Raw genomic sequence first — 26377 nt, 5'->3', positions numbered from 1 at the left:
GGGGCGCTTCCGCTTTTCTTTCTTAATCCCAATTAAAAGGTGTTTCTTGGTATACGTAATAGTTGAGCCAGTTTGAAAAGAACAAGTGTCCATGGGAACGCCAGCGATTAATTGGCGGCTGAGTTGGGTCATTGTTTGGAAAATAATTTTCCGGAATATGAATTTGCAAACCTCTACTAATATCTCGATTGTATTCCTGAGCTAAGGAATCAGACTCGTATTCCAAATGTCCAGTTATCATCACATGTTTTCGGTCTCTGGAGGCAATAAGCAGGGCACCAGCTTCCTCTGAAGCGGCTAATAGCGTAAGTTCAGGCTTTTCATGAATTTCACCAATCGATACATCTGTATATCGAGAATGGGGAGCATAAAAATGATCATCAAAACCGCGCAGCAGCAGATCATTTTGCTCGAAGATTTGGTGCTCATAGATTCCTGAACATTTACGAGACAGTTCAAATTTATCAATCCCATAATGATAAAATAGTGCAGCCTGTGCTCCCCAACAAATATGTAGGGTAGAGGTAACATTGGTTCTCGTCCAGTCCATAATTTCAGTTAGTTCTTCCCAATACTTTACTTGCTCAAACCCCATTAGCTCAACAGGCGCACCAGTAATAATCATACCATCATATTTTTGATTTTTGACCTCTGAAAAGGTGGTATAGAATTGTTCAAGATGCTGCTTGCTTGTGTGTGTAGATTCATAGGAATTGGTTTTTAAAAATTTGACATTTACTTGCAGCGGGCTGTTTCCCAATAGCCTTAAAAGCTGCGTTTCTGCCTTTTCTTTTTCTGGCATTAAATTTAATATAAGAAGTTTTAATGGCCGAATATCCTGACGGATTGCTCGTTCGTCGTCCATGACAAAGATGTTCTCATGTTCAAGAATTTCTCTTGCTGGCAGCAGCTTTGGAATGTTAATAGGCAAGATGCACTCCCCCTTATTTTCTAATCATGTTAAGTATATAGTGTTTTTTTAAAATTCGGTCATTAACATTATAAACATTATCTTTATTTCAGAAAAGAATAATTTTTTTGTGAGAAATATTACACGAAATAAATCGGTGATTTGATACAATAGAAGAGGTTTTAAATTCTATGTGAATGCGGGGGATCATTTTTGCAAATGAAAACAGCAGTTAAGTCCGACATTGAAATCGCACAAGAATCAACCATGAAGCCAATTCTTGAGATTGCCGAAACAATTGGTCTAACGGAGGATGATCTCGAACTTTTTGGAAAATACAAAGCGAAAATCTCTTATGAAGCTTTAACGAAAATTGAAACAAACGAAAGTGGAAAAATTATTCTCGTTACTTCTATCAATCCTACGCCTGCTGGTGAAGGGAAATCAACTGTAACAGTTGGTTTGGGTGATGCCTTTCAAAAGATTGGAAAGAAAGCAATCATTGCAATAAGGGAGCCTTCATTAGGTCCGACAATGGGTATAAAAGGCGGGGCAACTGGTGGCGGCTATTCACAGGTTTTGCCGATGGAAGACATAAATTTGCATTTTACAGGTGATTTGCATGCAATTACTACAGCAAATAATGCCCTAGCTGCATTACTGGATAATCATATTCAGCAAGGAAATGAGCTTAAAATTGACCAACGGCGGATTGTTTGGAAACGTGCAGTTGACTTAAATGATCGTGCGCTAAGAAAAGTCATTATCGGTCTTGGTGGACCTCTTCAAGGAGTTCCTCGTGAAGATGGATTTGATATTACTGTTGCTTCAGAAATCATGGCCGTTCTATGTTTAGCGTCAGATTTGAAGGATTTAAAATTAAGATTAGCGCGGATGGTAGTTGCTTATAATGACAAAAAGGAACCCGTCACTGTTGGTGACCTTGGGGTTGAAGGTGCGCTGACTCTATTACTAAAGGACGCAGTTAAACCAAATCTCGTGCAAACCATCGAACATACTCCTGCACTCGTGCATGGTGGACCATTCGCGAATATTGCCCATGGCTGTAACAGTGTAATTGCCACTCATGCCGCTGCAAAGCTTGCTGATTATGTAATTACAGAAGGCGGCTTTGGTGCCGATTTAGGGGCGGAAAAGTTTTTACATATAAAAGCAAGAAGTGCTGGAATTAAACCAGAAGCAGTTGTGATTGTCGCGACCATCCGGGCATTAAAAATGCATGGCGGAGTAGCAAAATCCGATTTGGCAAAGGAAAACATTGCATCGTTAAAGTTGGGCTTTGCTAATCTGCAAAAGCATATCGAGACCATCAAAAGCTTTGGTTTACCCGTGGTCGTAGCAATTAATAAATTCATTACGGATACAGAACTTGAAGTGAAAACACTGTTTGAATGGTGTAAACGGGAGGCTGTTCCTGTTGCCTTGACAGAGGTTTGGGAAAAAGGTGGAGCAGGTGGAATGGAGCTCGCAGAAACACTTTTATCGGTAATCGAAAAAGAAGAAAATAAGTTTCACCCTCTTTACGACTTATCTGATTCACTTGAAACAAAGGTAAGAACGATTGTCCAAAAGGTATATGGCGGTAAAGATGTAGAATTCTCGCCAAAAGCGAAAAAACAACTGGCCGATTTTGAAAAATTCGGCTGGTCCAATTTAGCGATTTGTATGGCTAAATCACAATATTCATTGTCCGATGACCCGACTAAACTAGGAAGACCAACTGACTTTATCGTGAATGTAAGAGAGTTTAAACCATCGATTGGTGCCGGTTTTATTGTTGCTTTAACGGGAGATGTTATGACCATGCCAGGATTACCGAAAAAACCTGCAGCTTTAAATATGGATGTAGACGAAACGGGCAAGGCTCTAGGGTTGTTCTAACAGAGGTGAGTTGAATGTTTGATCCAACGGCTTTCGACAATATGAAGGTAGTCATTGAAGGGGCGTTATATGATTTAGATTTAGCAGGAGAAATTGTCATCACGGACCGGAATGACATCGTGAATATGGCGAAAATGTCCCGGGGTTTTGATGTTCAGTTTCAATTACCTGTGGCAAAAGGAAATATTATTTCAGCTAAAATGGAAATCAAGTCAGATATGATTAACCTCGCTGCCGAGCTTGTACCTCATTTGCTTTCACAGAGACAATCAGGGTGCAAATTAAGGCTGCAATTTTTTCATAAGGACATAACCGATGAAAAACAATTAAAAGAAATTAATTGGATTCTAACTGAAATTTGGGGAGATACAAGAAAAATTTGTCAATCTGTTACGATTACTCCCTCGAAATCACTAATTTCTAATTGTATTTCAATTGAATTTGACAGACTCATTGGTGAAGACCAAATGAACGATTTGGTTGAGTTGATTAATTTTATGATCACAACCATTCAACACTTGCAAGCATACCTTATAGAAGTCAGTAAATAATTTTCCAAAAACCAGCTAATTAAATTTTAGCTGGTTTTTTATTGTCATAATTATTTACAATATTTCGATTTCAAGGTACGATTATTTTGACTAGATATTAAGACCTTATACCAATAATAAGGGGAGATTACATTGGTTAAAACGGCATGGGTAACTGACAGTACCGCTTTTTTAGATGAAGAATTAATAAATCATCCTGATTTGTATACAATACCACTAACAATCTTACTAGACGGTGAAGAATTTGCTGACGGAATTGATTTAACCGCAGGGCAGCTTTTTGCGAGATTAAAGGAGCTTAAGTCTCCTCCTAAAACCTCACAGCCAGCTGTAGGGATTTTCCAAGAATTATACGAAAAACTTTCAAAGGATTATGACCAAGTGGTAGCGGTTCTTTTATCAGGAAAACTTAGTGGTACCGTTTCTTCGAGCGAACAGGCAGCAAAGCTTGTAGAAATTCCGGTTAAAACGTTTGATTCCAATATTCTTACAGCTCCGATGTCCGCATTATTAAAAAAAGGTATGGATTTACTGGAGGCAGGCAATAGTCTTGAAGCAGTAATGGATCAATTAGAAGCATTGAAAACCACAAACGAGACATATGTTCTTATTGGGAGCTTAGAGCAGCTCCATCGCAGTGGTAGGATGACTGGATTGCAGTTTTTCCTAGGAAGTATGCTGAACGTCAAACCAATTATTTCAATTGAAGATGGCGCCCTTAATACAAAAGAAAAAGTGAGAAGTGATAAGAAGGCGAAGGAAAAAATTCTCGATTACTTAAAATCATCTTACGAAAAAAATAAATTTAAAGAAGTTTATATTTTATATGGCCTACACCAGGAACATGCAAATGAATGGAAAGTGGAATTGGAACAATTATATCCTGAGCTAAAAGTGATTAGCTGCCCGTTGGGTGCTGTAATTGGTGTACACGCAGGTGAAAACACACTTGGTATCAGCTGGCATAATGGATTGAAATGAACTTATCCCCAAGTGAGCATGCCAAAGGGTAGTTCATTTAATATGATGAGGTATTTACCAAAAAGGCTTCCTACCGTTAGAGGGATAGGGTGCCTTTTTATTGTTATTTGTAGATATCTTCAAAATGTGTGTAGATATATTTTGATTTTGTGTAGATATCGGGCAAAAATGTGTAGATATAATACGGAAGTGTGTAGATAACGACAAATAATGTGTAGATATTCTATTAAAATCACCCAACCACCTCAATATTGAGTTCCTTAATTGGCTCGGGGTTATTTTTTGTGTGTTTTTCATGTTAAAATAGCAAGGGTGAAGGAAGGTGTTTCGTTAATGAAAGATCAAATTATAGAACAAACGACAACGTTTGTCCGTAGTGAATTAGGTGAAGACGTAACGGGTCATGATTGGTTCCATGTTGACCGCGTCAGACAGACAGCATTACATATTTGCATGCAAGAAAAAGCGGGTGACCCATTTATTATTGAAATGGCAGCACTTTTGCATGATATCCCTGACGAAAAGCTAAATGACAGTGCTGAAGCAGGGAAAAATAAGCTGGATTTATTTTTACAAAGTATTTCATTGTCTGAAGAGACACAAAACGCAATTGTTCAAATTATCGATTCGATTTCATATAAAGGCGGAAGAAGTACAGAGCTAAAAACCATTGAGGCAAAAATTGTACAGGATGCTGATCGATTAGATGCTATTGGCGCGATTGGTATTGCTAGAACATTTGCATATGGTGGTAAAAAAGGACAACCCATATACAATCCAAATCTAAATGTACGAGAAGAAATGAGTCTAGAAGAATACCGAAAAGGGAAATCAACGACAATTCATCATTTCTATGAAAAATTATTAAAATTAAAGGACCTACTGAATACAGAAACAGCAAAGGTAATGGCAGAAAAACGTCATCAAATGATGGAGTACTTTTTAGAACAATTTTATCTAGAATGGGATGGTCAAGACCGATGAAGATGCTCACAGTAGAAAATGTTACAAAAACGTATGGAGAAAAACAGCTTTTTAACCAAATTTCCATTACGATTGGTGAAAAAGAGCGAGTGGGCTTAATTGGAATTAATGGGACGGGTAAATCTTCACTATTAAAAATTATTGCAGGCTTAGATCAGCCGGATGACGGAAAAATTATCACTGGTAAGGATTACTCGATTGCGTTTTTAGACCAGCAGCCAGATTTAGATCCAGCCAAAACCGTTTTAGAACAGGTCTTTCACGGTGAAGCACCTATTCTAAAGCTGATGAGGGAATATGAAAAAACACTATTGCTCTTGAATATCACACCGAATGATACAAAGGTTCAAGAGGATCTTTTCCAATTGCAAAAGCAAATGGACGCTTTAAATGCGTGGGACGCAAGTACAAACGCCAAGTCGATTTTAATGAAACTCGGTATTGAGGATTTTACAAAGAAGATTGGTGAGCTATCCGGGGGGCAGAAGAAACGTGTAGCATTAGCTCAAGTGCTAATTGCTGAACCAGATTTACTTATCCTTGACGAGCCTACAAACCACTTAGACTTTGACTCTGTAAAGTGGCTGGAGGATTACTTAAGCCGATATAGTGGCTCGATCCTTCTTGTCACACATGATCGTTACTTTTTAGATCGTGTTGCGAACAGAATGTTTGAACTTGATGGCGGGAACCTCTACAGCTATAAAGGGAACTATGCTGCATTTTTGGAAGCAAAAGCGATTCGTGAGGAAAATGAGGCTGCCACCTTTGAAAAGAGACAAAATCTCTTTAGACGAGAGCTTGAGTGGATGAGACGCGGTGCTAAGGCACGAACAACGAAACAAAAAGCGCGGATTCAGCGTTTCGATGACCTGGAAGATAAGCTTTCAGGCGGGAAGCCAACAGGAGAAAAAGTAGATATCTCTCTTAATGGAAGCAGACTTGGGAAACAGGTATTTGAACTAAAGGACGCCTCTAAGCGCTACGGGGAAAAAACAATATTAAATCACTTTGATTTACTAGTAAAACCAGGTGACAGACTTGGGATAATAGGTAGAAATGGAACTGGAAAGTCGACCCTTTTAAATGTCTTGGCTAAAAAGCTGCCGCTTGATGAAGGTGAATTCATCATGGGACAAACGGTGAAAATTGCTTATTATACACAGGAAAATGAGGACATGGATGAAAACAAGCGGATGATTGAATACATTAAAGAAACCGCTGAAGTGGTTGAGACGTCAGATGGTAAAACATTATCTGCAGCACTCATGCTCGAACGTTTTCTTTTCCCGCCATTTTCGCATGGAACGCCAATTCGTAAATTATCCGGTGGAGAAAAGCGTCGTTTATACTTGTTGAAGCTATTAATGACCGCTCCTAATGTCCTTTTACTGGACGAGCCGACAAATGATCTCGATACTCAGACATTGACGGTTCTTGAAGATTATCTCGAAGAATTTCCTGGCGTGGTAATCACAGTATCCCATGACCGATATTTCCTTGATAAAGTGGTAGACCAGCTGCTTGTCTTGCGTGGTGAAGGGCAAATTGATTCTTTTTATGGAAATTACAGCGAATATCTAGAAAAAGAATCTGCTGTAGAAGCGAAAAAGGATGTAACTAGTACGGCTGCACCAACTAAAGCTCCAGAAAAGGAAAAAAAGAAAAGAATGACCTTTAAGGAGAAAAAAGAGTGGGAAGAAATTGACGAAGTAATCTCTAAAACGGAAGCTCGATTAGAAGAGGTTGCGGAAGAAATGGGAAACACAGGCAGCGATTTCACAAAAGCGCAAGAATTAATGAAATTAGAAGCAGAATTAAACGAAAAGCTCGAGTATTTAATCGAAAGATGGGAATATCTAGCTGAAATAGCGGAAAGCGAGTAAAAAGTGCGTCGTTGACGTACTTTTTTTGCATTTTATTGGTCTTGAGAAATTGTATCAGCGATATAGTTTCAACTCTTTTTAACCAATATTTGTCTATATAAAAAGTCGATGAGTATCAACCGGACAAATAGATATATTGAATTTATCTTACAATCATATTTAATTATAATGTGTATGCCAATCAGGTATGTAATGGTTATAAACCTTATAAAATAAGGTTTTTTTTCAAGGGGATTCATTTTTTATTTTTCAAAAAGCAGCTCAGTTAACAAAAAAAACACAACTTTTTGTCGATTTTTTGAACGATAGGCAAACGTAAACTATTAATTTTTTATGATATTCTTATATTAACCTAAAAAGTTAATAACTCACAAAACTGGCAGATAGTGTTTGTGACTAAATATCCTTGGGAGCGAAACCAAAATGAAGCTTTAGTTGAACTTGGTGGTGTACCTGCAGTTGATAAAGGCGGCGACACAAGTAAAGAGTTTGAAGAAAAAGCTGATGGAAAGTTTATCTTAGGTGATGAAGTGAATGTAACCATTACATGGGAAGAGGCAGAAAAAGAATATGACATTAATGATGTATTTATTGATACAACAGGAAAAAAACTAGTTTATCGATTTGGTGGAAACTATGATGTTCAAGAAGCAAAAAACACTGGCTGCTTTATGTGCTTTGATAGCTGTCCAGCCGGGATTACAAGTAACTCTTCTCAACCTGTAGGTGCTTTTGAAGGTGGTCATGCTGAATTCTTTGGTAACCCAGACATCCTTCCGGAGGACGGAACACCTGTAGTTTTAACGTATTCGATTGTAAATTAATAAGGTGATGAAAATGAAAAACATATTCCGTGGACTCGGATCCTTGGTTTCTTCAATAGTGCTATTCCTCCTTATTGGATTGGCTCTAGCCTTACTGATGATTCAAAATTCATTTATTGATATGTGTTTTGAAAGTGAATATTTTGTAACTGTTTCGCTTCTTACTGGACTATGGTTTTACTTTTTAAAAACGTTTATGAATGCTAAGAAACTTGCTATCTGGGAATCTTCATTAGCGACCACGATAAGCGCAATTGCAAGTTTGGGTGTTATTGCTTTTATTACAATTTCGCAAGGTAGCCTAGCCATTCTCCCTGCTAATGTTGTAAGAAAAGCACTATTCATGGATCATCTGACAACCCTAGGAGGAATGAATAATCTATTAATGATTATCATTCCATTGGGTATTGCCCTTCTAGTCTTAAATCTAATGAAAAATGATCGTATTGAGGACGAAACTACTAGTGGATGGAATCAATTATCAAAACTGAAGAAGTTTGGGATGATGTCATTATTTGGCATAATTGCTTTCTTTATTTTAATATACCTCGGACAAGGTGAGATTCAGAGTACAATCAATAAATCAATGGTCTATTTAAAAGACGCGGATGTTGAAGGATTCAGAGATTATCTATTATCATTTGGTCCTCTTGCTGCAGTCATTTCCGGGCTAATGATGGTCTTTCAATCCATCATTGCACCACTGCCAGCATTCGTCATTACCTTTGCAAACGGGCTTTTATTTGGCTGGGGTTTAGGCGCTATTCTCTCATGGAGCAGTGCCATGGCAGGAGCCATCCTTTGTTTCTACCTTGCAAAATTTTTAGGAAGACCAGTTGTTGAAAAAATTGTTACCAAGAAAGCATTAACTTGGTGGGATCAATTTTTTGCTAAGTACGGAAAACATGCCGTTTTTATTGCACGACTTGTTCCAATTGTTTCTTTTGATTTAGTTAGTTATGCAACTGGTGTTACGTCCATTTCTTTCTGGCAGTTCTTCTGGGCTACTGGCCTTGGGCAATTACCTGCAACGATTCTATATTCCTATCTCGGTGAAAATGCAACGAGCACCGTACAGATTTTGTTCTTCCTATTTACAATTGTCATCGCGCTAGCTGTGATTGGTATGATTCTTCGTCCGAAATTCCAAGGATGGAGTAAGGTGAAGCAAGGGGTAAAGGTAGATGGAAACAAAGTTGGATAAAAAAGGTTTAGTTATAAGAATAGTAGGGAGTACTCTACTATTCTTATGGCTAGTAAATAAGTTTGAGTGGAATAAAATTCTTGAGATAGCCAAACAAGGCTCCCTCTTTTATATTATTGCAGCAGCCATAGCAATCCAATTAACAGTGACACCTAGTATTTTGAAATGGAAAATGCTCGTCGACTCTTCATTCAATCAAGTCGATAAGAAAGGCGCCTCATTTAATAAATTGGGGCGTCTCTATTATATCGGTCTATTTTTTAATAATTTTCTGCCAGGTAGTGTCGGCGGGGATGTGGCTCGAGTTTACTATTTAGGTAGAATAACGGGAATTCCTATTGCGACCGCCTCTGTTGGATTTGAACGGATTACGAGTGGTGCCGCATTAATAGTCATTGCCATTTTTGCCTCCTTTTCTATGGAATCAGCTAGAGAATTTCTTTTCCCTATCTTTCTCGGAACAGGGATAATCCTACTAGTGTTTCTGTTAGCAGGTAGATGGATCAAACAGGAGTCTCGAGTGAAGAAGGAAATCCCTCACACAAAAGATGCCATAGGACTGCAAAAATTGAAGGGCTCGCTTGTCAAAATAGGAGAAGCAGCCTCAGATTATCGCAAAGAAGGAATAAAGTGGTGGCTATGGATTGCGATTCTCTCGATTCTATTCCAAGTTGGAATGGCGCTAATCAATCATTTATTGTTATTATCCTTCGACATTTCTGTGCCGTGGGTGGAATTGCTAATGATTATCACACTTATTTCCGTGCTTACCATGCTGCCAATAAGCGTAAATGGTATTGGGGTTCGTGAAGGCTGTTATATTTTCTTTTTTCATGAACTCGGGGTTCCAGATGAAATATCTGTAACCGTATCGCTAATGTTTTTCTTGCTTGTTTCGTTATCTAGTTTAGCAGGGGGATTTTTTTGGATGGTTGAAAGGGGGAGGAAGGTGTGAAATTATCTGGGAATCGTTTAATTGAATCGATTGTCAGTCAACGGGCGAAGCACATGGTTGACCCCATTCCAGGAGAAATTCCAATAACAAATTTCACCAAACCAACGAATGAAGCAGTCTTTGCTTTAGTCACAACAGCTGGTGTTCATTTAAAGTCGCAGCCTGTGTTTGATGTGGAAGCTGGGGATCATACTGTTCGGTTTATTCCAGCAGTAGCACAAGAACAGGAATTAATGATAAGTCATACTCACTTTGATCGATCAGATGCAGATAGAGATATTAACTGTGTATTTCCGCTATTTCGTCTTAAAGAACTTGCTGAAGAAGGAATCATCGGGGGAACAGCTCAGACACATTATGGTGTAATGGGGTATATCCCAAATACTGAACCTTTAATTGAAGAAACGATTCCATTAATCCTTAAACAGTTGAAAGAGGAAAAGGTCGATGCTGTCATCCTTAATCCTGGCTGATATATATGCCATCAATCCGTGGGATTGATTCAATATGCAATTGAAAAGGCTGGGATACCGACGATCTCTATTTCACATTTAGTGGATTTAACTCAAAAAGTACGGGTTCCAAGATCGTTACACATTCGCTTTCCATTAGGGAGAAGCTTTGGAAGAGCAGGAGAATTAGATATGCAAAGACAAATCCTTCTTGACGCTATGCATTATTTAAGGGAGATAAATTCCCCAGAAACGATGATCAAACTTCCATATAAGTGGAAAGGAAAGAATAAGAAATGAATGCTAAAAAAATGCAAAAAATCATTTGGCACAGTCGATGGCTATTGTTAGTTGGGATTATGTTTTTTAATGTTTATTGCTTAATTGTCTCATTTAACTTATCATCATTTCTGGCAGTCCATGGTTTTAGCTTAGCTTTATTTAAATTTTTAGGACTATGGGAAAATTATTTTAATTGTAAATCTAGCTGCAGGTTATAGGAAGGGATGTTTATGAAAAAATCACGTTGTATTAACAGTATTCTGATTATGTTGATATTGTTTTTATCTGCCTGCACATCAGATAATAAAAATGAAACGAAACCTATAGATAAAAATATTTTAACAAGTGATTGGAAAGGCATTAAAGACAATGCCCGTGGCACTAAAGTGAATTTCTTTATGTGGGGCGGGGATGAAGGGATTAACAAGTACATTGATGAGTGGGTTGCACCTAGGTTAAAAGAAAAATATAATGTTGAATTAAAACGTTATCCAATGGATGCAACAGAATTTATCAATAAGTTAATGACTGAGAAAAAAGCAAATAAAACATCAGGTGAAATGGATGTTTTGTGGATTAACGGTGAAAACTTTAAAATTGCTAAGCAGGAGGGGCTGCTTTTAGGACCTTTTACTGAGAAACTACCAAATTTTCAGAACTATGTCGATACTGAAAGTGATGATATAAAATATGATTTTGGATTTCCGATTGAAGGCTATGAAGCCCCTTGGGGAAAGGTGCAATTTGTATTTGCTTATGATTCTAGCAAAATGACCAACCCACCTAAGTCTATCAGTGAATTAAAGGATTGGGTTAAGAAAAACCCAGGGAAATTCACTTACCCAGCGCCGCCAGATTTTACAGGAAGTGCATTTGTCCGTCATGTCCTTCATTATCAAACTGAAAATTACAAAGCATTTTTAAACGACTATGATGAAGCATTAATAGATAATGAAGATGATAAAGTTTGGAAAGTACTTAATGAGATGAAGCCCTATTTATGGCGTGAAGGAAAATCGTATCCTCAGTCCATCGCACAGCTTAAACAATTATATAAGAATGGTGAAGTATGGATGACGATGGGCTATGATGAAGCCAACGCTTCAAATTTAATTAAAAGTGGCGAATTCCCGGATACTACGAGAACGTTTGTATTCGATAAAGGGACTCTTGCTAATTCTCATTTTCTCGCAATCCCATATAATGCACCGAATGCAAATGGTGCTTTAGTACTTATTGATTATCTACTTTCCCCAGAGGCTCAATTAAAGAAAATGGACCTTGAGTATTGGGGTGAAACCATGTCACTTTCAGTGGATAAATTATCTGATGAAGATAAAAAAGTAATGGAATCCATTGACCGTGGGAAGGCAACTTTATCACAGGACGAATTGTCCAATCATCGAATCCCTGAGATTGGAGCAGAATATGTCCAATGGCTTGAACGAGGATGGATTGAAAATGTGGGAAAAAAATAGATTGCGTGTACAATTAAATAGTTATAAAGGGCTGTTGGGTATTCTACCAGCCCTTTTGTTTATGCTATTCTTTTTTATTGGCGGAAGCTTCCATGCTCTGTGTCTAAGTATTGGAAGTTCTCATCAAATTTCTTTGTTAGGTGAAGAGGATCTTCTTTGGGCATACAAGGAGCTTATGAATCCATCTTTTTTTCAATCAGTAGCTGTATCCGTTGGAATTGCAGCCGCAGTAGCAGTTTTATCCGGGATCATTGGATTACTTACAGCCATTTTTTTAGCAACAAAAAGTGCTAGATGGAAATGGCTGCATATCATTTTTCAGCTTCCAATCGGAATACCTCATTTATTGGCTGCATACCTCCTCATTCAAGTTTTTATGCAAAGTGGCTGGTATTCACGAATTGCCTATTATTTTGGCTGGATTGACAAGCTAGAGGAATTCCCGGTCCTCGTTCATGATGAATGGGGTATAGGCGTCCTATTAGCCTATATGTGGAAGGAAGTTCCTTTCATTGTTTTGCTCATTTATCCATTTATTTTAAAATTAATTTCTGATTGGAGAGATCAGGCAAGAGCATTGGGCTCAACCTTTTCTCAAACAGTAAGATGGGTTATTATCCCGATCTTATTACCCATGTGGGTTGGCGGGATGTGGGTAGTTTTTGCATTCACTTTAGGAGCTTATGAGATTCCTGCGCTCATTGCAAGCACATCCTTTAGGTCTATCCCAGTTGAAGCTTTCCATGAGTATAGTCAGTTTGGATTAGAACGACAGCCGATTGCCATTGCGATGAATGTGGTTTTAGCAGTAATTTCACTGTTAGTAGGCAGCTTATTAATTTACATGCAAATGGATTGGTATAAGCGAGGGAGAAGAGTATGGTAAAAAAACCTTTAGAAATTACTTTAATAGGAATTCTTACTTTGTTCATCTTGCTTCCCTTTATTCCACTAGTGATTTGGAGTTTTACCAAACATTGGCCATGGCCATTACTAATGCCAGAAAACTGGACCATCGAGTCATGGACGTACCTTTTTTCTATTTCTGGTAGAGCATTCGAGGGAATTCTTAATAGTTTCATTGTGGCTGCCATAGCTTTGCTAGGTAACATTGTACTAGGAATTCCTGCTGCCAGGGCGTTGGCGCAAAATGAATTTATTGGAAAGAACATTGTGTTTTCCATACTTCTTGCTCCGCTATTTATTCCCTACACAATTTCAATTATCGGAATGCATGATTTTGCATTAAGATTAGATTTTTTAAACGATTATGTTAGTACTGCCATTGCTCATATCCTAGTAACGCTCCCCTATTTTGTTGCAACGATTTGGTTTCAATATCGGTTAATGGGAAAGAAACTAAATGAAGCTGCTTCCATTTTAGGGGCAAACGAATGGAAAATATTCTTGTGGATTGAGTTTCCATTACTTGTTCCATCGTTTTTATTAGGAAGTTTTTTGGTCCTTGTGGTTTCATATAGCCAATATTTACCTACGTGGATTATGAGTGGAGGAACGTTGCTCACACTTCCTCTAGTAATCTTTCCTTATGCAAATAGCGGGAATTCTTCGATTGTATCGGCATATAGTCTTTTGTTTTTTGCACCAATATTACTACTATTAATCATTTATTTTCTTCTGTTACGAATCAATAACAGAAAGAATACTAACGAGAGTAGGTGAGGAACATGCACTTGGATCAAGTAACCATTAAAATTCATCAGGACAGCATTATTAACTCTTTATCTTTATCGATCCATCCGGGCGAAATATTTGTGTTAATGGGTCCGTCTGGAAGTGGGAAAACAACACTTTTAAAGGGGATCGCTGGATTATTATCGTTAACATCAGGGAGAATCTCATGGGAGAATGGTATAGGAACAACGGGGTTGGTGTTTCAAGAACCAAGACTTTTCCCACACCTGACAGTTTTAGAAAACATTGCTTTTGGGTTACGAGTGCAGGGAGTAGCAACGAAAGAACGAAGGCTACAAGCCGGTAACTTTTTAAAAAGTTTGCAGCTTGAAAATTTGGGCAATCGCTACCCTCACCAGTTATCTGGGGGGCAGCAGCAACGCGTTTCATTAGGACGAGCACTGATTCTCAACCCGGATTTGCTGCTATTAGACGAACCTTTTGCATCATTGGATACATCCCTTAGGGAGGATTTAATTTCGTGGTTATATCAGCTGCAAAGGAGACTAGGGTTTTCAATCTTATGGGTTACACATTATATTGATGAAGCTTTATCGATTGCAGACCGTATCGGTATTATTTTTGAAGGAAAGTTACAGCAAATTGGCAATCCCTCTGAGATCTTTCAACAACCAGATTCAGAAAAAATAGCCCATTTCTTATCTTTACCTAATCGATTCTCAAAGCAACAATGGCAAAATTGGTTTCAAAGAGATTTACCATTACCGCAAACATTGAATAGAGGTTGGATCGACTCCAATCATTTACAAATTATTGATGAAGAATCGCAACTCCCAAGTAACGGTATTAAGGAAGGGTTATATAGTATCATTTCAGGGTTTATAATGAAGGTAAAGCCAAATAGAGAAGGATATACGTTGACCATTCAATCGAACTCAGAGACACTCGAAGTATCAACCATTGGATGGAGCAAGGTACCAGCCTTGCAGGAAAGTATAAAAATTAAGATAATGTTCGAGCATATTTATTGGTATTCTGAGTAATTAGGAAGAGTTTACCCTCGAAGGGAGTGATCAGTGTGCTTGATACACATGGACGTGCAGCAGTACAACCAATGATTTCTAAATCAGCACATTACTTATTAAAGAGTGGATTAACGGCGAATCATGTTACATATATGGCCTTTTTTATAGGTATTACAGCAAGTATCTATGTATTTTTAGGACAACCTATAGTTGCTGTTGTATTACTTTGGATCTCAGGATTTCTAGATGCGGTTGATGGCAGTATGGCAAGACAAAGCAAATCATCCTCGTCATGGGGAACGATATTGGATGTTACGTTTGATCGTGTGGTAGAAGTGGGAATACTTGTAGCATTGGCAATGGTTCACCCGGAACCAACTATATTATTCTTATTACTTCTACTGGCTGTATCGATTATTTTTACGATGACGGTTTTTTTAACTGTAGGAGCTCTTGCGGAAAAAGAAAGTTATAAATCTTTTTATTATCAGCCAGGTTTGGCAGAAAGAACGGAAGGGTTTATATTATTTTCCTTAATGGTCCTCTTTCAAGGGAATTTAGCTTTTTGGACGATCGTTTTTATTGCGGTTGAAATTATTACTGGGTTACAGCGATTACTTGAAGCACGGAGGATACTAAAAGGGTAAATCCAAGAGCATCTATCGTGAATGTACTATTTTCATGTGGTAAACTTATCTATGATAAATAAAAGAATAGGTGATCTTGTTGAAAATTAAGGGTATTGAACCAACTCCAAGCCCAAATACAATGAAAATTATCTTAGATCAAGAACTACCAATGGGAAAAAGCCATAATTATAAAAAAGAAATAGCAGCTACCGCACCCGGTATTATTCAAAACATCCTTCAGATTGAAGGGATTAAAGGTGTATATCATGTGGCTGATTTCCTTGCTGTTGAACGAAATGCGAAATTCGACTGGAAGGATTTATTACCACAAGTCCGTCATGCGTTTGGTGAAACAGCAGAGCAATCAACTGGGTCCCAGAACAAATTAGACGAACACTTTGGAGAAATCAAAGTGGAGGTCCAAATGTTTAAGGATATCCCTCTTCAGGTAAAGCTAACTGATGGTTCTACAGAAAAAAGATTTGGGATGCCTGAATACTTTTTAAAAGCAAGAGAACGAACACAGCTTCCAGACGAAAATTATATCCTGCTCCGTAGATGGGATCAAAAAGGTGTTCGCTATGGTGAATTTGATCAAATTGGTCAGGAAGTTGTGGAAGAACTAATTGCTGCTTATCCTGCTGAGCGGCTTGAGGATCTGGTATCCAAAGCACAAACAAAGGAATCTGCTGCCAAACAGAAGCCGATACTAGAACGCAAAAAGGTAACACTTGAATCATTAGACAATCCCGATTGGCAAATTCGTTATCAGCTGCTTGAACAAATGGCTCAACCTGAGATTGAGGATTTACCAGTGTTAGAAAAGGCGTTAGCAGATGAAAAGCCATCAAATCGCCGACTTGCCACGGTTTACCTGGGTATGGTAAGGAACCTAGCAGTATTACCTTTATTATATAAGGCTTTAAAGGATAAGACGGTCACAGTTCGCAGGACTGCTGGTGATTGCTTATCCGATCTTGGTTTCCCTGAAGCAAGTGAAGAGATGGTCCAAGCACTTCAAGACTCAAGTAAATTGGTTCGTTGGAGGGCTGCGATGTTTTTGTATGAAGTGGGAGATGAAAAGTCATTGCCAGCCTTAAAGGCAGCCGAAAATGATTCTGAATTTGAGGTCAGCATGCAAATCAAAATGGCCATTGAAAGGATTGAAGGCGGCGAAGCTGCTAAAGGTTCTGTATGGAAGCAAATGACTGAAGCTAGAAAATCAGAAAGTTGATAGTAATTGCACTTATCAAATTAGATATAGTAAACTGCAAATATAGAAAGTGAGGTTTTTATAATGTCAATGGCATATGAAGAATACATGAGACAAATGGTGTTACCAATGCGTGAGGAATTAACAAGAACAGGATTTCAAGAACTTACAACTGACGATGAAGTGGAAAACTATATGGAAAATGCGAGTGGAACAACACTTGTCGTTGTGAATTCGGTTTGCGGATGTGCGGCTGGACTTGCAAGACCTGCTGCAACTCAAGCCGTTCTAACAAGTGATAAAAAACCAGATCACCTTGTAACAGTCTTTGCTGGACAGGATAAAGAAGCAACAGCAAAAATGCGCGAGTATTTTGAGGGGATTGAGCCTTCATCTCCATCAATGGCATTATTGAAAGGAAATAAAGTGGTACACTTTATTCCACGTCATGATATTGAAGGCATGCCAATGGAATCCATTATGGATAATTTAAAGGCTGCATTTGAAACCAATTGCTAAAAGGATGTCATACGACGTCCTTTTTTTTGGAGTTTTTTAAGGAAATGTTTGTTACCACAGCAGGGAATCTTGAAAAATAAGAATTTCTACTAATCTGTAAGAAATGATTTTTCCATTTTGCCAACAAAAGAAGTATAATAATTGGTAGAAGTCAAAAAAATATCGGAAAAATTACTTGAATTCTTCCAGGTACAAAGGGGAATATAGATGAATAAGTGGATTCGTAAATCAGTTGTCGTACTAGTTTCACTTTTAACATTTGGTCTTATTACACCGACTCAATTAATAAATAACGTAAATGCTGAGAAACCTAATGAGAGAGACACAGTTGAATCAGTTCCATCCCTACAAACTAGCTACTTTGAAGAATCTCAGGTTAATAAAGAACAGATTCTTGAGGAGTTACTTAAACAAGCAGAGCAGCAATCCTATCAAAAATTTGGCACAAGGATTAAACCTGTCATTGAAAATGAATTTAGGGAAATTATCATGCCAAATATTGAAAAAGCATTACAGGAAACAGCCGCTCAGTTCCCAACAGAGGATTTGCTAAACTTGGCTATCACTGAGACACCGGGAAAAGGTCAATCAGAGAAGATTTTTAACATTAAAAATAGTGATACAAATTCGGATGTTCTTCGTTTTCATGTTAGAAGGGATAATCCACCACAAGCTGGATACTGGTTTAATTTTCATTACCATACCTATCATGACGGGTTCCAAAGTCATCATGAGCTAGGATCGATCTATTGGGATAAAAATACCCCGCCAAAGTGGATGAGTTAACGATTTGCTAAAGAAGAGAAAAAAGTTTTATTATAATTATTGAAACCTTTCTTAGAGAAACTCGTATATAGACTATTACCTAAAATGGAGGAATGAAAAAATGGCAATTAGTTTATCAAAAGGTCAAAAAGTTGATTTAACAAAAACAAATCCTGGATTAACAAATGTAGTAGTTGGATTAGGCTGGGATACGAATAAATATGATGGCGGTAATGATTTCGACTTAGATTCATCCGTATTCTTATTAGGAGAAAATGGTAAGGTTACAAATGAAACTGACTTTGTGTTCTACAATAATCCACAAGGTGCGAATGGTGCAGTTGTACATAATGGAGATAACCGTACTGGTGCAGGTGATGGTGATGATGAGCAAGTAAACATCAATCTAACAGCAATTCCTGCTACAATTCAACGTGTTACCTTTACAATTACGATTCATGATGCAGCAGCAAGAAACCAAAACTTTGGTCAAGTATCTAATGCATATGCCCGTATTTTTAATGAAGCAACTGGTGAGGAATTGATCCGTTATGATTTAGGAGAAGATTTCTCTATCGAAACAGCGGTAGTTGTTGGCGAACTATATCGTCATAACGGTGAATGGAAATTTAGCGCAATTGGCAGCGGCTATCAAGGCGGCCTTGCAGCATTAGCAACAGACTTCGGATTGCAGGTAGGATAACAGCTAGAAAATAAAGACCCAGCGCTTGCTGGGTCTTTGAAAGAAAACATATACATCCGGGAGGAATTTTTTTAATGTGGGAAGGAATAATTGAAACTTATTCACTATTTTTTGACTGGCAACATTGGGTTGAGGTTCTTTCAAATCCGGTTAACTGGGGATTAATCGCTACCCTAGTTATTCTCGAAGGGTTATTGTCAGCCGATAATGCTCTTGTTCTAGCTGTAATGGTAAAACACTTACCGCCGGAACAACGTAAAAGAGCACTTTTTTATGGTTTACTTGGTGCTTATATATTCCGTTTTATCGCAATTGGAATTGGGGTTTATTTAATTAAATTTACAGTGGTTAAAGTTTTAGGAGCTGCTTATCTTGCTTGGTTAGCAATTAAGTATTTTATTGATAAACGGAAAGCAAGTCAGGTAGAAGAAGGGGAAGAGCACGGGATTAACCAAAAGGGCTTGCTCATTCGACTATTTGGAACCTTTTGGGGAACAGTTGCTGCAGTAGAATTAATGGATATTGCGTTTTCCGTTGACAGTGTTCTAGCTGCATTCGGAATTAGCAATGAGGTTTGGGTGCTGTTGCTTGGTGGTATGCTTGGGGTTCTTATGATGCGTGGTGTTGCCGGAGTTTTCTTGGCATTAATTGATCGTATTCCAGAGCTTGAGACATCAGCTTATATTTTGATTCTATTAATATCTGCAAAAATGTTTGCCGGTGTCTTCGGTATTCATGTTAGTCATATCACATTCTTTGTTATTTTACTACTTGTATTTGGAGCGACTTTCATTGTTCATTTCATGAACAAAAAGAAAGAAGTGGGCAAAGAATCATAATTATGGACGTACGACATAAAATGGGGAGCAGACGAAAGTCCGTCCCCATTCTTTTTTATTAAAGGAGTATTTGAGAATGAAGTATTTTACCTATTTTTATGAAAATGAGCTTGAGGCATTATTCTTTCAAAAGCCGAAGGAATTTAACAAATATAGTGATCGGGAGCTTTTATCTTATGGTCTTGGTGCAACTCTATACATGCCGGCAACTCGTCCGAATATTCATCAAGATCTCCTTTCAAAAAAGCATGAAGGATTAACATCACTGGTAATAGACCTGGAGGATGCTGTTGGTGATATCGAAGTTAAAAAAGCAGAAGAACTGTTAGTTGAGGAACTGCTAAAATTGTATGGTGAAATCAACAAGAATTATTTAACGATTGACGATTTACCACTTATGTTTATCCGGATTCGGAATATAGATCAACTAAAAGCGATCAAGGAACAATTAGGGAATGCGATTGTATTGTTAACTGGAGTGGTTTTACCGAAATTTAACGCAGAGTCTGGTGAAGACTTATTAGCTGAGGTTGTCAATATTCACACAGAGCACAAACCTTTTTATGCCATGCCTATTCTTGAAAGTGATAAAATCATACAAAAAGAAACAAGAATGACAGAATTAATGGCGATAAAACATCTGCTTGATCGGAATAAGGATAATATATTGAATGTACGAATTGGAGCAACTGATTTTTGCGGATTGTATGGAATTCGCAGAAGTGTAGATACCACTGTTTACGATATTGCTGTATTACGAGATTGTATTGCTGATATTATTAATGTTTTTCAACGGTCTGAAAGTCCTTATGTAATTTCAGGACCTGTGTGGGAGTATTTCTACTCAAAGCCAAGAATGCTAAAGCCGCAGCTTAGGCAAACTCCTTTCCGTGAACGTTATGGTGATGAAGGCTTAAAATTGCGGGCTGAATTAATTGATCAAAATATGGATGGTCTAATTAGAGAGGTTTTAATGGACATTGCCAATGGACTAACAGGAAAAACAATCATCCATCCTACCCATATTAAAGCAGTCCAGGCTCTTAATGTTGTTACATACGAGGAATATATCGACGCGTGTTCAATTGTAGAAGCAGAAAACGGTACAAATGGAGTCAAGAAAAGTAATTTTTCAAATAAGATGAATGAAATTAAGCCACATTTATTTTGGGCAAAAAAAATTTTATTAAAATCTCAGCTTTACGGGGTGCTACATGAAGGTTACACAAATATCGACCTTATCAAAAAAGACGTATACGTATACAATTCTTGATTCGATAACCGTAGACATCAATGTAACTGCTAACCCATATCAGTTACCTCTTGAAGAACTGTTTACAATGGCAGCAAGAATCAATAAAAAACGTTCGTTTTTATTTGTTAGTAAAGTTCTTGGGAAGCATTTACCCATTAATCCACAAAAAGGACTTATAACGGCAGCATTACTTGCCGCAAGATATGCAGAAAGTATTAAAGGTCTGAATGGTCAGGTAACAGAGAGGCTGGTCAGGTCTTTTGAGCAAAAAGAAACTGATTTTCAAAGCGTTTCTTTTATCCCTAAGTCTGTTAACCCGGTTGTAATTGGATTTGCTGAGACTGCGACTTCACTTGGTCACGCATTTTTTGATTGCTTTGAAGAAGCGGAGTATTTCCATACGACGAGGGAAGAGATTACTAGTCTAACACCTTGTATAACCTTTGAAGAAGAGCATTCCCATGCTACCTCGCATCGCTGCTATATTCCGATAGACATGATTGATAATGAACGCGAAATCATTTTAGTAGATGATGAAATGACTACTGGAAAAACGGCAATCAATATTATCCAATCCATCCAGACACAGTTTCCAAGGAGAGAATATACCGTTGTATCTATTTTAGATTGGCGTTCAGAGGAAAACCAACAACAATTTACAGACCTAGAAAGAACACTCGGGATAAAAGTAAACATCGTAAGTTTGATCAGTGGAAAGGTTCAAGTAAACGAGATTAGTAAGCTTCCAGAACAAAAGGATCAACTAGTTGGAAACTATGAAAATGAACCATTAATAGAATTCCTATCATTATCATCCTTTTTTGAAAGTGCAACTGTCTCCACCAAAAATAAGAATCCACTTATCATGGAAACAGGCCGCTTTGGGATAAATAGCAATACAAGTCTTGCTCTTCATCAGAAATTAAATGATGCCGCTGATGTGATAAGGGAACATAGGACGGGTTCAAAAACGCTTTGTTTAGGAACCGGGGAATTTATGTATATCCCAATGAAATTAGCTGCGGAAATGGGTAGAAATGTCTTTTATCATTCAACGACAAGAAGTCCGATCTTTATTCAAAATATCCAAGGCTATGGTGCAAGACATGGAATCAGTTTCCCTAATCCAGAGGACCAGGATGTTGCTCATTTTGTTTACAATATTCCTCCTGGGGAATATGATGAACTCTTTGTTTTTTTTGAGAGGGAAGTACCTGCTGAAAGCCTTCAGCCGTTATTAAAACAAGTAGAAAAATTACAGTTAAAGTCGATTAAAATCGTCTTTTTCTCGCATTCATAGGGGTGAAAGAATGTCTATCATAACCAATCAGCCTGCTAAAATGGGAAGTTATTCTGAGGATGATGTTCTTTTTCTATTAAAGGATTTAAGTGATATTAAACTCGAAGATTCTACCGTAAATCGGGAAATGAGAATTCAATCTGGCCAGCATTACAGTGAATCACTTCCGATTGAATACCAGCCGCCAAAGGAATATGTAGATTTGTTTTGGAGTACCATCTCAGAATATAAGCGTAAAGTTGCACTTTGCGTTGGAATTGTGGCGGAGCAAATCTATCGACTTAAGGGGAAGGAAGCAATCCTCGTATCACTAGCCAGAGCAGGAACACCTGTTGGAATTCTGATTAAAAGATATATTAAATCACGCTTTAGACTTTCTTTACCACACTATAGTGTTTCCATTATCCGTGATAGAGGCATTGATGAAAATGCGCTTCACTATATCCTCTCGAAACATCCAGACGGAAATATACAGTTCGTGGATGGCTGGACAGGAAAGGGAGCAATTTCGATTGAATTAACAAAGGCATGTCAGGAGTTTGGAAGTAATCACAAAATCATCCTTGATGATACAATTGCTGTCATTGCCGACCCAGGCTATTGCACCACGCTTTTTGGTACGAGAGAGGACTTCCTGATCCCAAGTGCTTGTTTAAATTCGACCGTCTCAGGCCTTGTAAGCCGGACTGTATTAAACAACCAGTATATCGGTAAACACGATTTTCACGGGGCTAAGTATTACCGGGAGCTTCTATCTAGTGATGTTTCCAATGAATATATCGAAATGATTGAAGCTGAATTTCCTGCTATCTTTCAAGAAGCTGAAGGAATTGCTTTACAAAGAGAAGAAGAGGATATTAAAACTGAATTTTTGGGTATGCAGGATGTTAAAAACATCCAAGCCGAATTTGAGATTGATAGTACGAATTATATTAAGCCAGGAGTCGGGGAAACCACACGTGTACTTCTCCGAAGAGTCCCGTGGAAAATCCTAATGCGCGATCCTTCTAGCCCTTATGTGAAACATATCCTAATGCTAGCGGAAGAAAAAGGCGTAGAGGTGGCTGCATATCCGGAAATGAATTATTTGTGTATGGGTTTAATTAAATCGGTTAAGGGGACAAGTAAATGATATTAGCATCGGATCTTGATCGAACAATCATGTATTCCAATCGGGCAATCGAAGAATTCGGTTTTCCGGAGAATAAAGTGTTGAAGCCGGTTGAAAGGAATAAAGGAAACTGGACAGGTTATATGACAGAAGCTGCTTTTTCAATGTTAAAAGAAGTCAGCAAGCACAGTTTGTTTATCCCGGTTACAACTAGGACGACAGAACAATTTAAAAGGTTTGTGATTTTTGAAGAAGAAATACCGTTGTCATATGCGATTACGTCAAATGGAGCTCATATCTTGTATAATGGGGAACCTTTAAAAGAATGGGCTGAACATTTAGAACTTCAATTAAACAATGGATGTGCACCAGAGGAAGAATTAGACTTTGCCTTAAAAAGTGCTGGAATTACATTGGATGGGGAAAGAAAGCAGGCTGAAAATCTATTTTTCTACTATATATTAAATTGTCTTCCGACCCCATCTGAACTAGCAGAAATTCGTGAACTTACAGTCAAATACGGATGGAAAATGAGTCTTCAAGGAAGAAAACTCTACTTTATACCATCTGCGATTAGTAAGGGGAAGGCACTTGAATTTATTTGTAACCGAGAAGGAATGGAAGCAATGGCGGGCGCGGGTGATTCTGTTCTAGATTGGGATTTTCTAAAGAACTGCCGCTATCGATTCGTCCCAAGCCATGGAGAGCTCCTTAAAGTGAAGGGACCAGCTGATATCACGCTGACAAACCAGCTCGGCGTTGCTGCTGGTGAAGAAATACTCCAGCATTTCCTTAAGGCATTATCACTCAAAATTTAACTATTTTTAATATAGGGATAAAAGAAATAAAAATAAATCGAAGCGAACAAAGCAAAAGAACCACAAAAAAATAAGACAAACATACTAACCGTGGCAAGAACGGGAGAAAGAAATAGTGTAAAAAGTAAGCATAACCAGAACAAATCGATCATAACGAAGGTTTTCGAGACCATTAAATCCATAATGATACTTAATTCCTCGCTAACATCTTCCATTCTTGGCCGCTTGTATAAAAACCTCATGAAGTCACCTACTTATATGTGAGTACTCCAATAATATGTAAGGACAGGGAAAAAGGTGAAAAATGAGGAAATTGCCTTCAGGATGAAACATTTTACGATTACTTTCGTATAAACAATGAACCAATTATTTAACTGTGATATGATGGTAAAGAATACCCTTACATAATTTGACTAAAACGAACCAAAAATCTTTCGCTTTTTTGAGGGAAGGGATTATGAATGAATTTACCATACAACCAAATGAATGTCCGACCTGTATCCCTTTCATGTGAAAATTGGCTTGATATGCTGAAAACGCCCCTGTCAGAACGGCCAGAATTTTCTATAGACAAGGGAAGTATTCAGATTGGGCAAGTACTGGGGAAATTCCTTGGCATACCGATTGACAGTGATGAGTATTACAATCAACTCTTTGATTATGTCTCATCACCTGAACCTTGCTTACATTTATTAAGTGAGGAGTCACTAAATAAAAATATTAATAATCAGCACTTCCAATCGATTCAAAAGGTGTTAAATATCAGTCAAGAACAAAAGCTTTCGATCAATCGGTTCACCGCTTTTCTTGATGGTGAGCAGCTACTGTATAAATCAAAAATTCCAGCCATTCATCGAAAAATAAGGGAAGCCATGATCAGTACGCTCGAACTTTTTACCCAGCGTGAAAAGGACGGATTAAAAAATCATGAACTAAGAAGGGTTCTAGTCGACGTGATTAAGTGGTCGATGAACCATTTAAATCCTTTATTAGAGAGTGTTGACCTGCAAAAGGAATTGCCAAAATTCTTATGGTATGGAGATATGAAAAGTAGTCAGTCTTATTTTGTATATTATTTAATGAAGCTTGGCTGTGATTTAGTTATTTTTCATCCTGAGGGCAAGGATGTGTTAGCAGGATTTTCAGACGAGGAAATCTTTACACACCAATTTCCAAACAAACAGCAGGCTGAACCATTTCCGAAAGAGAGAAGGAATCGCCAAACCACTGTTGCCTACCGCGCGTCAAGGCAAATTGAAACGATTCTTAACCAGGAAGGTTCTGGTTTGTATAAACCATGGCAGTTAAGGGATTATACGCCGTCTTCGATTACCTTAAAAACAACCTACGATGAATTGTTTATTCTTGGAAAAGAGATTGCAATGGTTCGACCAGGCTTTGAGGTTGAGAACGGACAGGTGAAAATTCCTTCCCTGTTTGCGAAAATACAGGGGGTTAGTAAAAATCGAAAAGAGTATTGGGATCGAATCCAAAACCTTGCAGAATTTGAACATAGATTGTTGATTCGCCAACTACCGTTTACATGGTCAAGCTCTAACGATTTTCGCTTTCATTACCGAAATGCACTTGGAAGAGACGGATTATTGAATCCTGAAGTGATGATGCAGTCTCATTATTGGCCGTATTCATTTTTACCAACTGGATTACAAAAGGGAATAGCCTATGCGATTCGAAGAATTTGTGAAAAGCCGGGTTTAAAGTCATTACCAGGGGAAACCATGGAAGAGGTAAGCATCTACTTATTTAGTCAGGCAATGTTTACACCAAAAGAAATCATCCAATTAATGGAGAAATTTGATTACTCTCAGCATGTGCCGAAGTTAATCATTTATAACAATGAGTGCCGCGGTTTGCTATCAAGATCGGATGCTGCCCTTATCCTGCTTTTAAACCAATTTGGAATTGATATTATCGTATATAATCCGCCAGGCCATAATGATATTGAAAATTTCGTACATGATAGTTTATATGATACTCATTGGCTTGAGGATGTTGTTTTTGAATTAGAGTATAAAGAACCTTTTAAGTTGAAGAAAAAATTCTTCCAAGGAATCATTAAAAATTTAAGGGGAGATTAAAGAGTGAATCTACCACAAAATCAAACTGCTAACTTA

Annotated in this window: 25 protein-coding genes; 24 read left to right on the top strand and 1 reads right to left on the bottom strand. The window is 37.9% G+C overall.

Annotated features, from left to right (window positions below; all coding sequences use genetic code 11):
- Positions 1–22 precede the first annotated feature (22 nt).
- Positions 23–931, bottom strand: coding sequence for a homoserine O-acetyltransferase MetA (gene metA / locus TR08_RS29010; protein ID WP_045524198.1), 909 nt, complete (start codon positions 929–931; stop codon positions 23–25).
- 198 nt (positions 932–1129) lie between these two features.
- On the opposite strand from metA, the gene TR08_RS29005 reads away from it, so the two are divergent.
- The 24 genes from TR08_RS29005 to TR08_RS28880 all read left to right on the top strand — a co-directional run bounded on the left by TR08_RS29005 (position 1130) and on the right by TR08_RS28880 (position 26341).
- A complete protein-coding gene (locus tag TR08_RS29005; protein WP_370576430.1) occupies positions 1130–2812 on the top strand; it encodes a formate--tetrahydrofolate ligase in 1683 nt (560 codons plus the stop codon).
- 14 nt (positions 2813–2826) lie between these two features.
- Complete coding sequence (locus TR08_RS29000; protein WP_045524195.1) at positions 2827–3363, top strand: hypothetical protein; 537 nt, start codon at positions 2827–2829, stop codon at positions 3361–3363.
- Between the two features lie 132 nt (positions 3364–3495).
- Complete coding sequence (locus TR08_RS28995; protein WP_045524194.1) at positions 3496–4344, top strand: DegV family protein; 849 nt, start codon at positions 3496–3498, stop codon at positions 4342–4344.
- 333 nt (positions 4345–4677) lie between these two features.
- Complete coding sequence (locus TR08_RS28990) at positions 4678–5328, top strand: HD domain-containing protein (protein WP_045524193.1); 651 nt, start codon at positions 4678–4680, stop codon at positions 5326–5328.
- Positions 5325–7214, top strand: a complete 1890-nt coding sequence (locus tag TR08_RS28985) for an ABC-F family ATP-binding cassette domain-containing protein (RefSeq protein ID WP_045524192.1) — start codon at positions 5325–5327, stop codon at positions 7212–7214. The genes TR08_RS28990 and TR08_RS28985 overlap by 4 nt, the downstream gene beginning before the upstream one ends.
- 392 nt (positions 7215–7606) lie before the next feature.
- Positions 7607–8038, top strand: a complete 432-nt coding sequence (locus TR08_RS28980) for a YdjY domain-containing protein (protein WP_238579270.1) — start codon at positions 7607–7609, stop codon at positions 8036–8038.
- A gap of 13 nt (positions 8039–8051) precedes the next feature.
- A complete protein-coding gene (locus TR08_RS31645) occupies positions 8052–9242 on the top strand; it encodes a TVP38/TMEM64 family protein (RefSeq protein ID WP_081954695.1) in 1191 nt (396 codons plus the stop codon).
- A complete protein-coding gene (locus TR08_RS28970) occupies positions 9223–10197 on the top strand; it encodes a lysylphosphatidylglycerol synthase transmembrane domain-containing protein (protein ID WP_045524191.1) in 975 nt (324 codons plus the stop codon). Before TR08_RS31645 ends, TR08_RS28970 begins: the two co-directional genes overlap by 20 nt.
- A complete protein-coding gene (locus TR08_RS33760) occupies positions 10194–10949 on the top strand; it encodes a glycine/sarcosine/betaine reductase selenoprotein B family protein (RefSeq protein WP_274521063.1) in 756 nt (251 codons plus the stop codon). Before TR08_RS28970 ends, TR08_RS33760 begins: the two co-directional genes overlap by 4 nt.
- A 212-nt stretch (positions 10950–11161) precedes the next feature.
- Complete coding sequence (locus tag TR08_RS28955; protein ID WP_045524188.1) at positions 11162–12409, top strand: ABC transporter substrate-binding protein; 1248 nt, start codon at positions 11162–11164, stop codon at positions 12407–12409.
- Positions 12393–13295, top strand: coding sequence for an ABC transporter permease (locus tag TR08_RS28950; RefSeq protein WP_045524186.1), 903 nt, complete (start codon positions 12393–12395; stop codon positions 13293–13295). The genes TR08_RS28955 and TR08_RS28950 overlap by 17 nt, the downstream gene beginning before the upstream one ends.
- Positions 13289–14092 (top strand): ABC transporter permease, encoded by an 804-nt coding sequence (locus tag TR08_RS28945; protein WP_045524185.1) that lies wholly within the window; start codon positions 13289–13291, stop codon positions 14090–14092. Before TR08_RS28950 ends, TR08_RS28945 begins: the two co-directional genes overlap by 7 nt.
- A 5-nt stretch (positions 14093–14097) precedes the next feature.
- On the top strand, positions 14098–15108 hold the full coding sequence (locus TR08_RS28940) for an ABC transporter ATP-binding protein (protein WP_045524183.1): 1011 nt from the start codon (positions 14098–14100) through the stop codon (positions 15106–15108).
- A 35-nt stretch (positions 15109–15143) separates the two neighbouring features.
- Positions 15144–15737 carry a CDP-alcohol phosphatidyltransferase family protein gene (locus TR08_RS28935; RefSeq protein ID WP_045524181.1) on the top strand — a complete coding sequence of 198 codons (594 nt, stop codon included), beginning with the start codon at positions 15144–15146 and terminating at the stop codon, positions 15735–15737.
- 79 nt (positions 15738–15816) lie between these two features.
- Complete coding sequence (locus tag TR08_RS28930; RefSeq protein ID WP_045524179.1) at positions 15817–16953, top strand: conserved virulence factor C family protein; 1137 nt, start codon at positions 15817–15819, stop codon at positions 16951–16953.
- A gap of 63 nt (positions 16954–17016) precedes the next feature.
- Entirely contained in the window at positions 17017–17451 is a 435-nt protein-coding gene (locus TR08_RS28925; RefSeq protein ID WP_045524177.1) for a BrxA/BrxB family bacilliredoxin, read from the top strand.
- A 207-nt stretch (positions 17452–17658) separates the two neighbouring features.
- On the top strand, positions 17659–18237 hold the full coding sequence (locus TR08_RS28920) for a YpjP family protein (RefSeq protein ID WP_045524175.1): 579 nt from the start codon (positions 17659–17661) through the stop codon (positions 18235–18237).
- Between the two features lie 100 nt (positions 18238–18337).
- The gene (locus tag TR08_RS28915; protein WP_045524174.1) at positions 18338–18919 is read left to right on the top strand and encodes a TerD family protein; all 582 of its coding nucleotides are present in this window, start codon (positions 18338–18340) and stop codon (positions 18917–18919) included.
- A 74-nt stretch (positions 18920–18993) separates the two neighbouring features.
- Positions 18994–19758: a TerC family protein gene (locus TR08_RS28910; protein ID WP_045524172.1), complete on the top strand. Its 765-nt coding sequence runs from the start codon at positions 18994–18996 to the stop codon at positions 19756–19758.
- Positions 19759–19834: 76 nt separating this feature from the next.
- Positions 19835–21031: an HpcH/HpaI aldolase/citrate lyase family protein gene (locus TR08_RS28905; RefSeq protein ID WP_045524165.1), complete on the top strand. Its 1197-nt coding sequence runs from the start codon at positions 19835–19837 to the stop codon at positions 21029–21031.
- Positions 20973–22313 (top strand): phosphoribosyltransferase family protein, encoded by a 1341-nt coding sequence (locus TR08_RS28900; protein WP_045524163.1) that lies wholly within the window; start codon positions 20973–20975, stop codon positions 22311–22313. Before TR08_RS28905 ends, TR08_RS28900 begins: the two co-directional genes overlap by 59 nt.
- A gap of 10 nt (positions 22314–22323) precedes the next feature.
- Complete coding sequence (locus tag TR08_RS28895) at positions 22324–23445, top strand: cysteine protease StiP family protein (protein WP_045524161.1); 1122 nt, start codon at positions 22324–22326, stop codon at positions 23443–23445.
- On the top strand, positions 23442–24242 hold the full coding sequence (locus TR08_RS28890) for an HAD family hydrolase (protein WP_045524159.1): 801 nt from the start codon (positions 23442–23444) through the stop codon (positions 24240–24242). The genes TR08_RS28895 and TR08_RS28890 overlap by 4 nt, the downstream gene beginning before the upstream one ends.
- Positions 24243–24703: 461 nt before the next feature.
- Positions 24704–26341, top strand: a complete 1638-nt coding sequence (locus TR08_RS28880) for a YceG family protein (protein ID WP_052427661.1) — start codon at positions 24704–24706, stop codon at positions 26339–26341.
- The last annotated feature ends 36 nt before the right edge of the window (positions 26342–26377 follow it).

Source organism: Neobacillus niacini, from assembly GCF_000759675.1.
Taxonomy (GTDB): Bacteria; Bacillota; Bacilli; order Bacillales; family Cytobacillaceae; genus Neobacillus; species Neobacillus niacini_A.
Note: the sequence above shows the minus strand (reverse complement) of the source record. Positions and strands in the feature narration are given on the sequence as shown.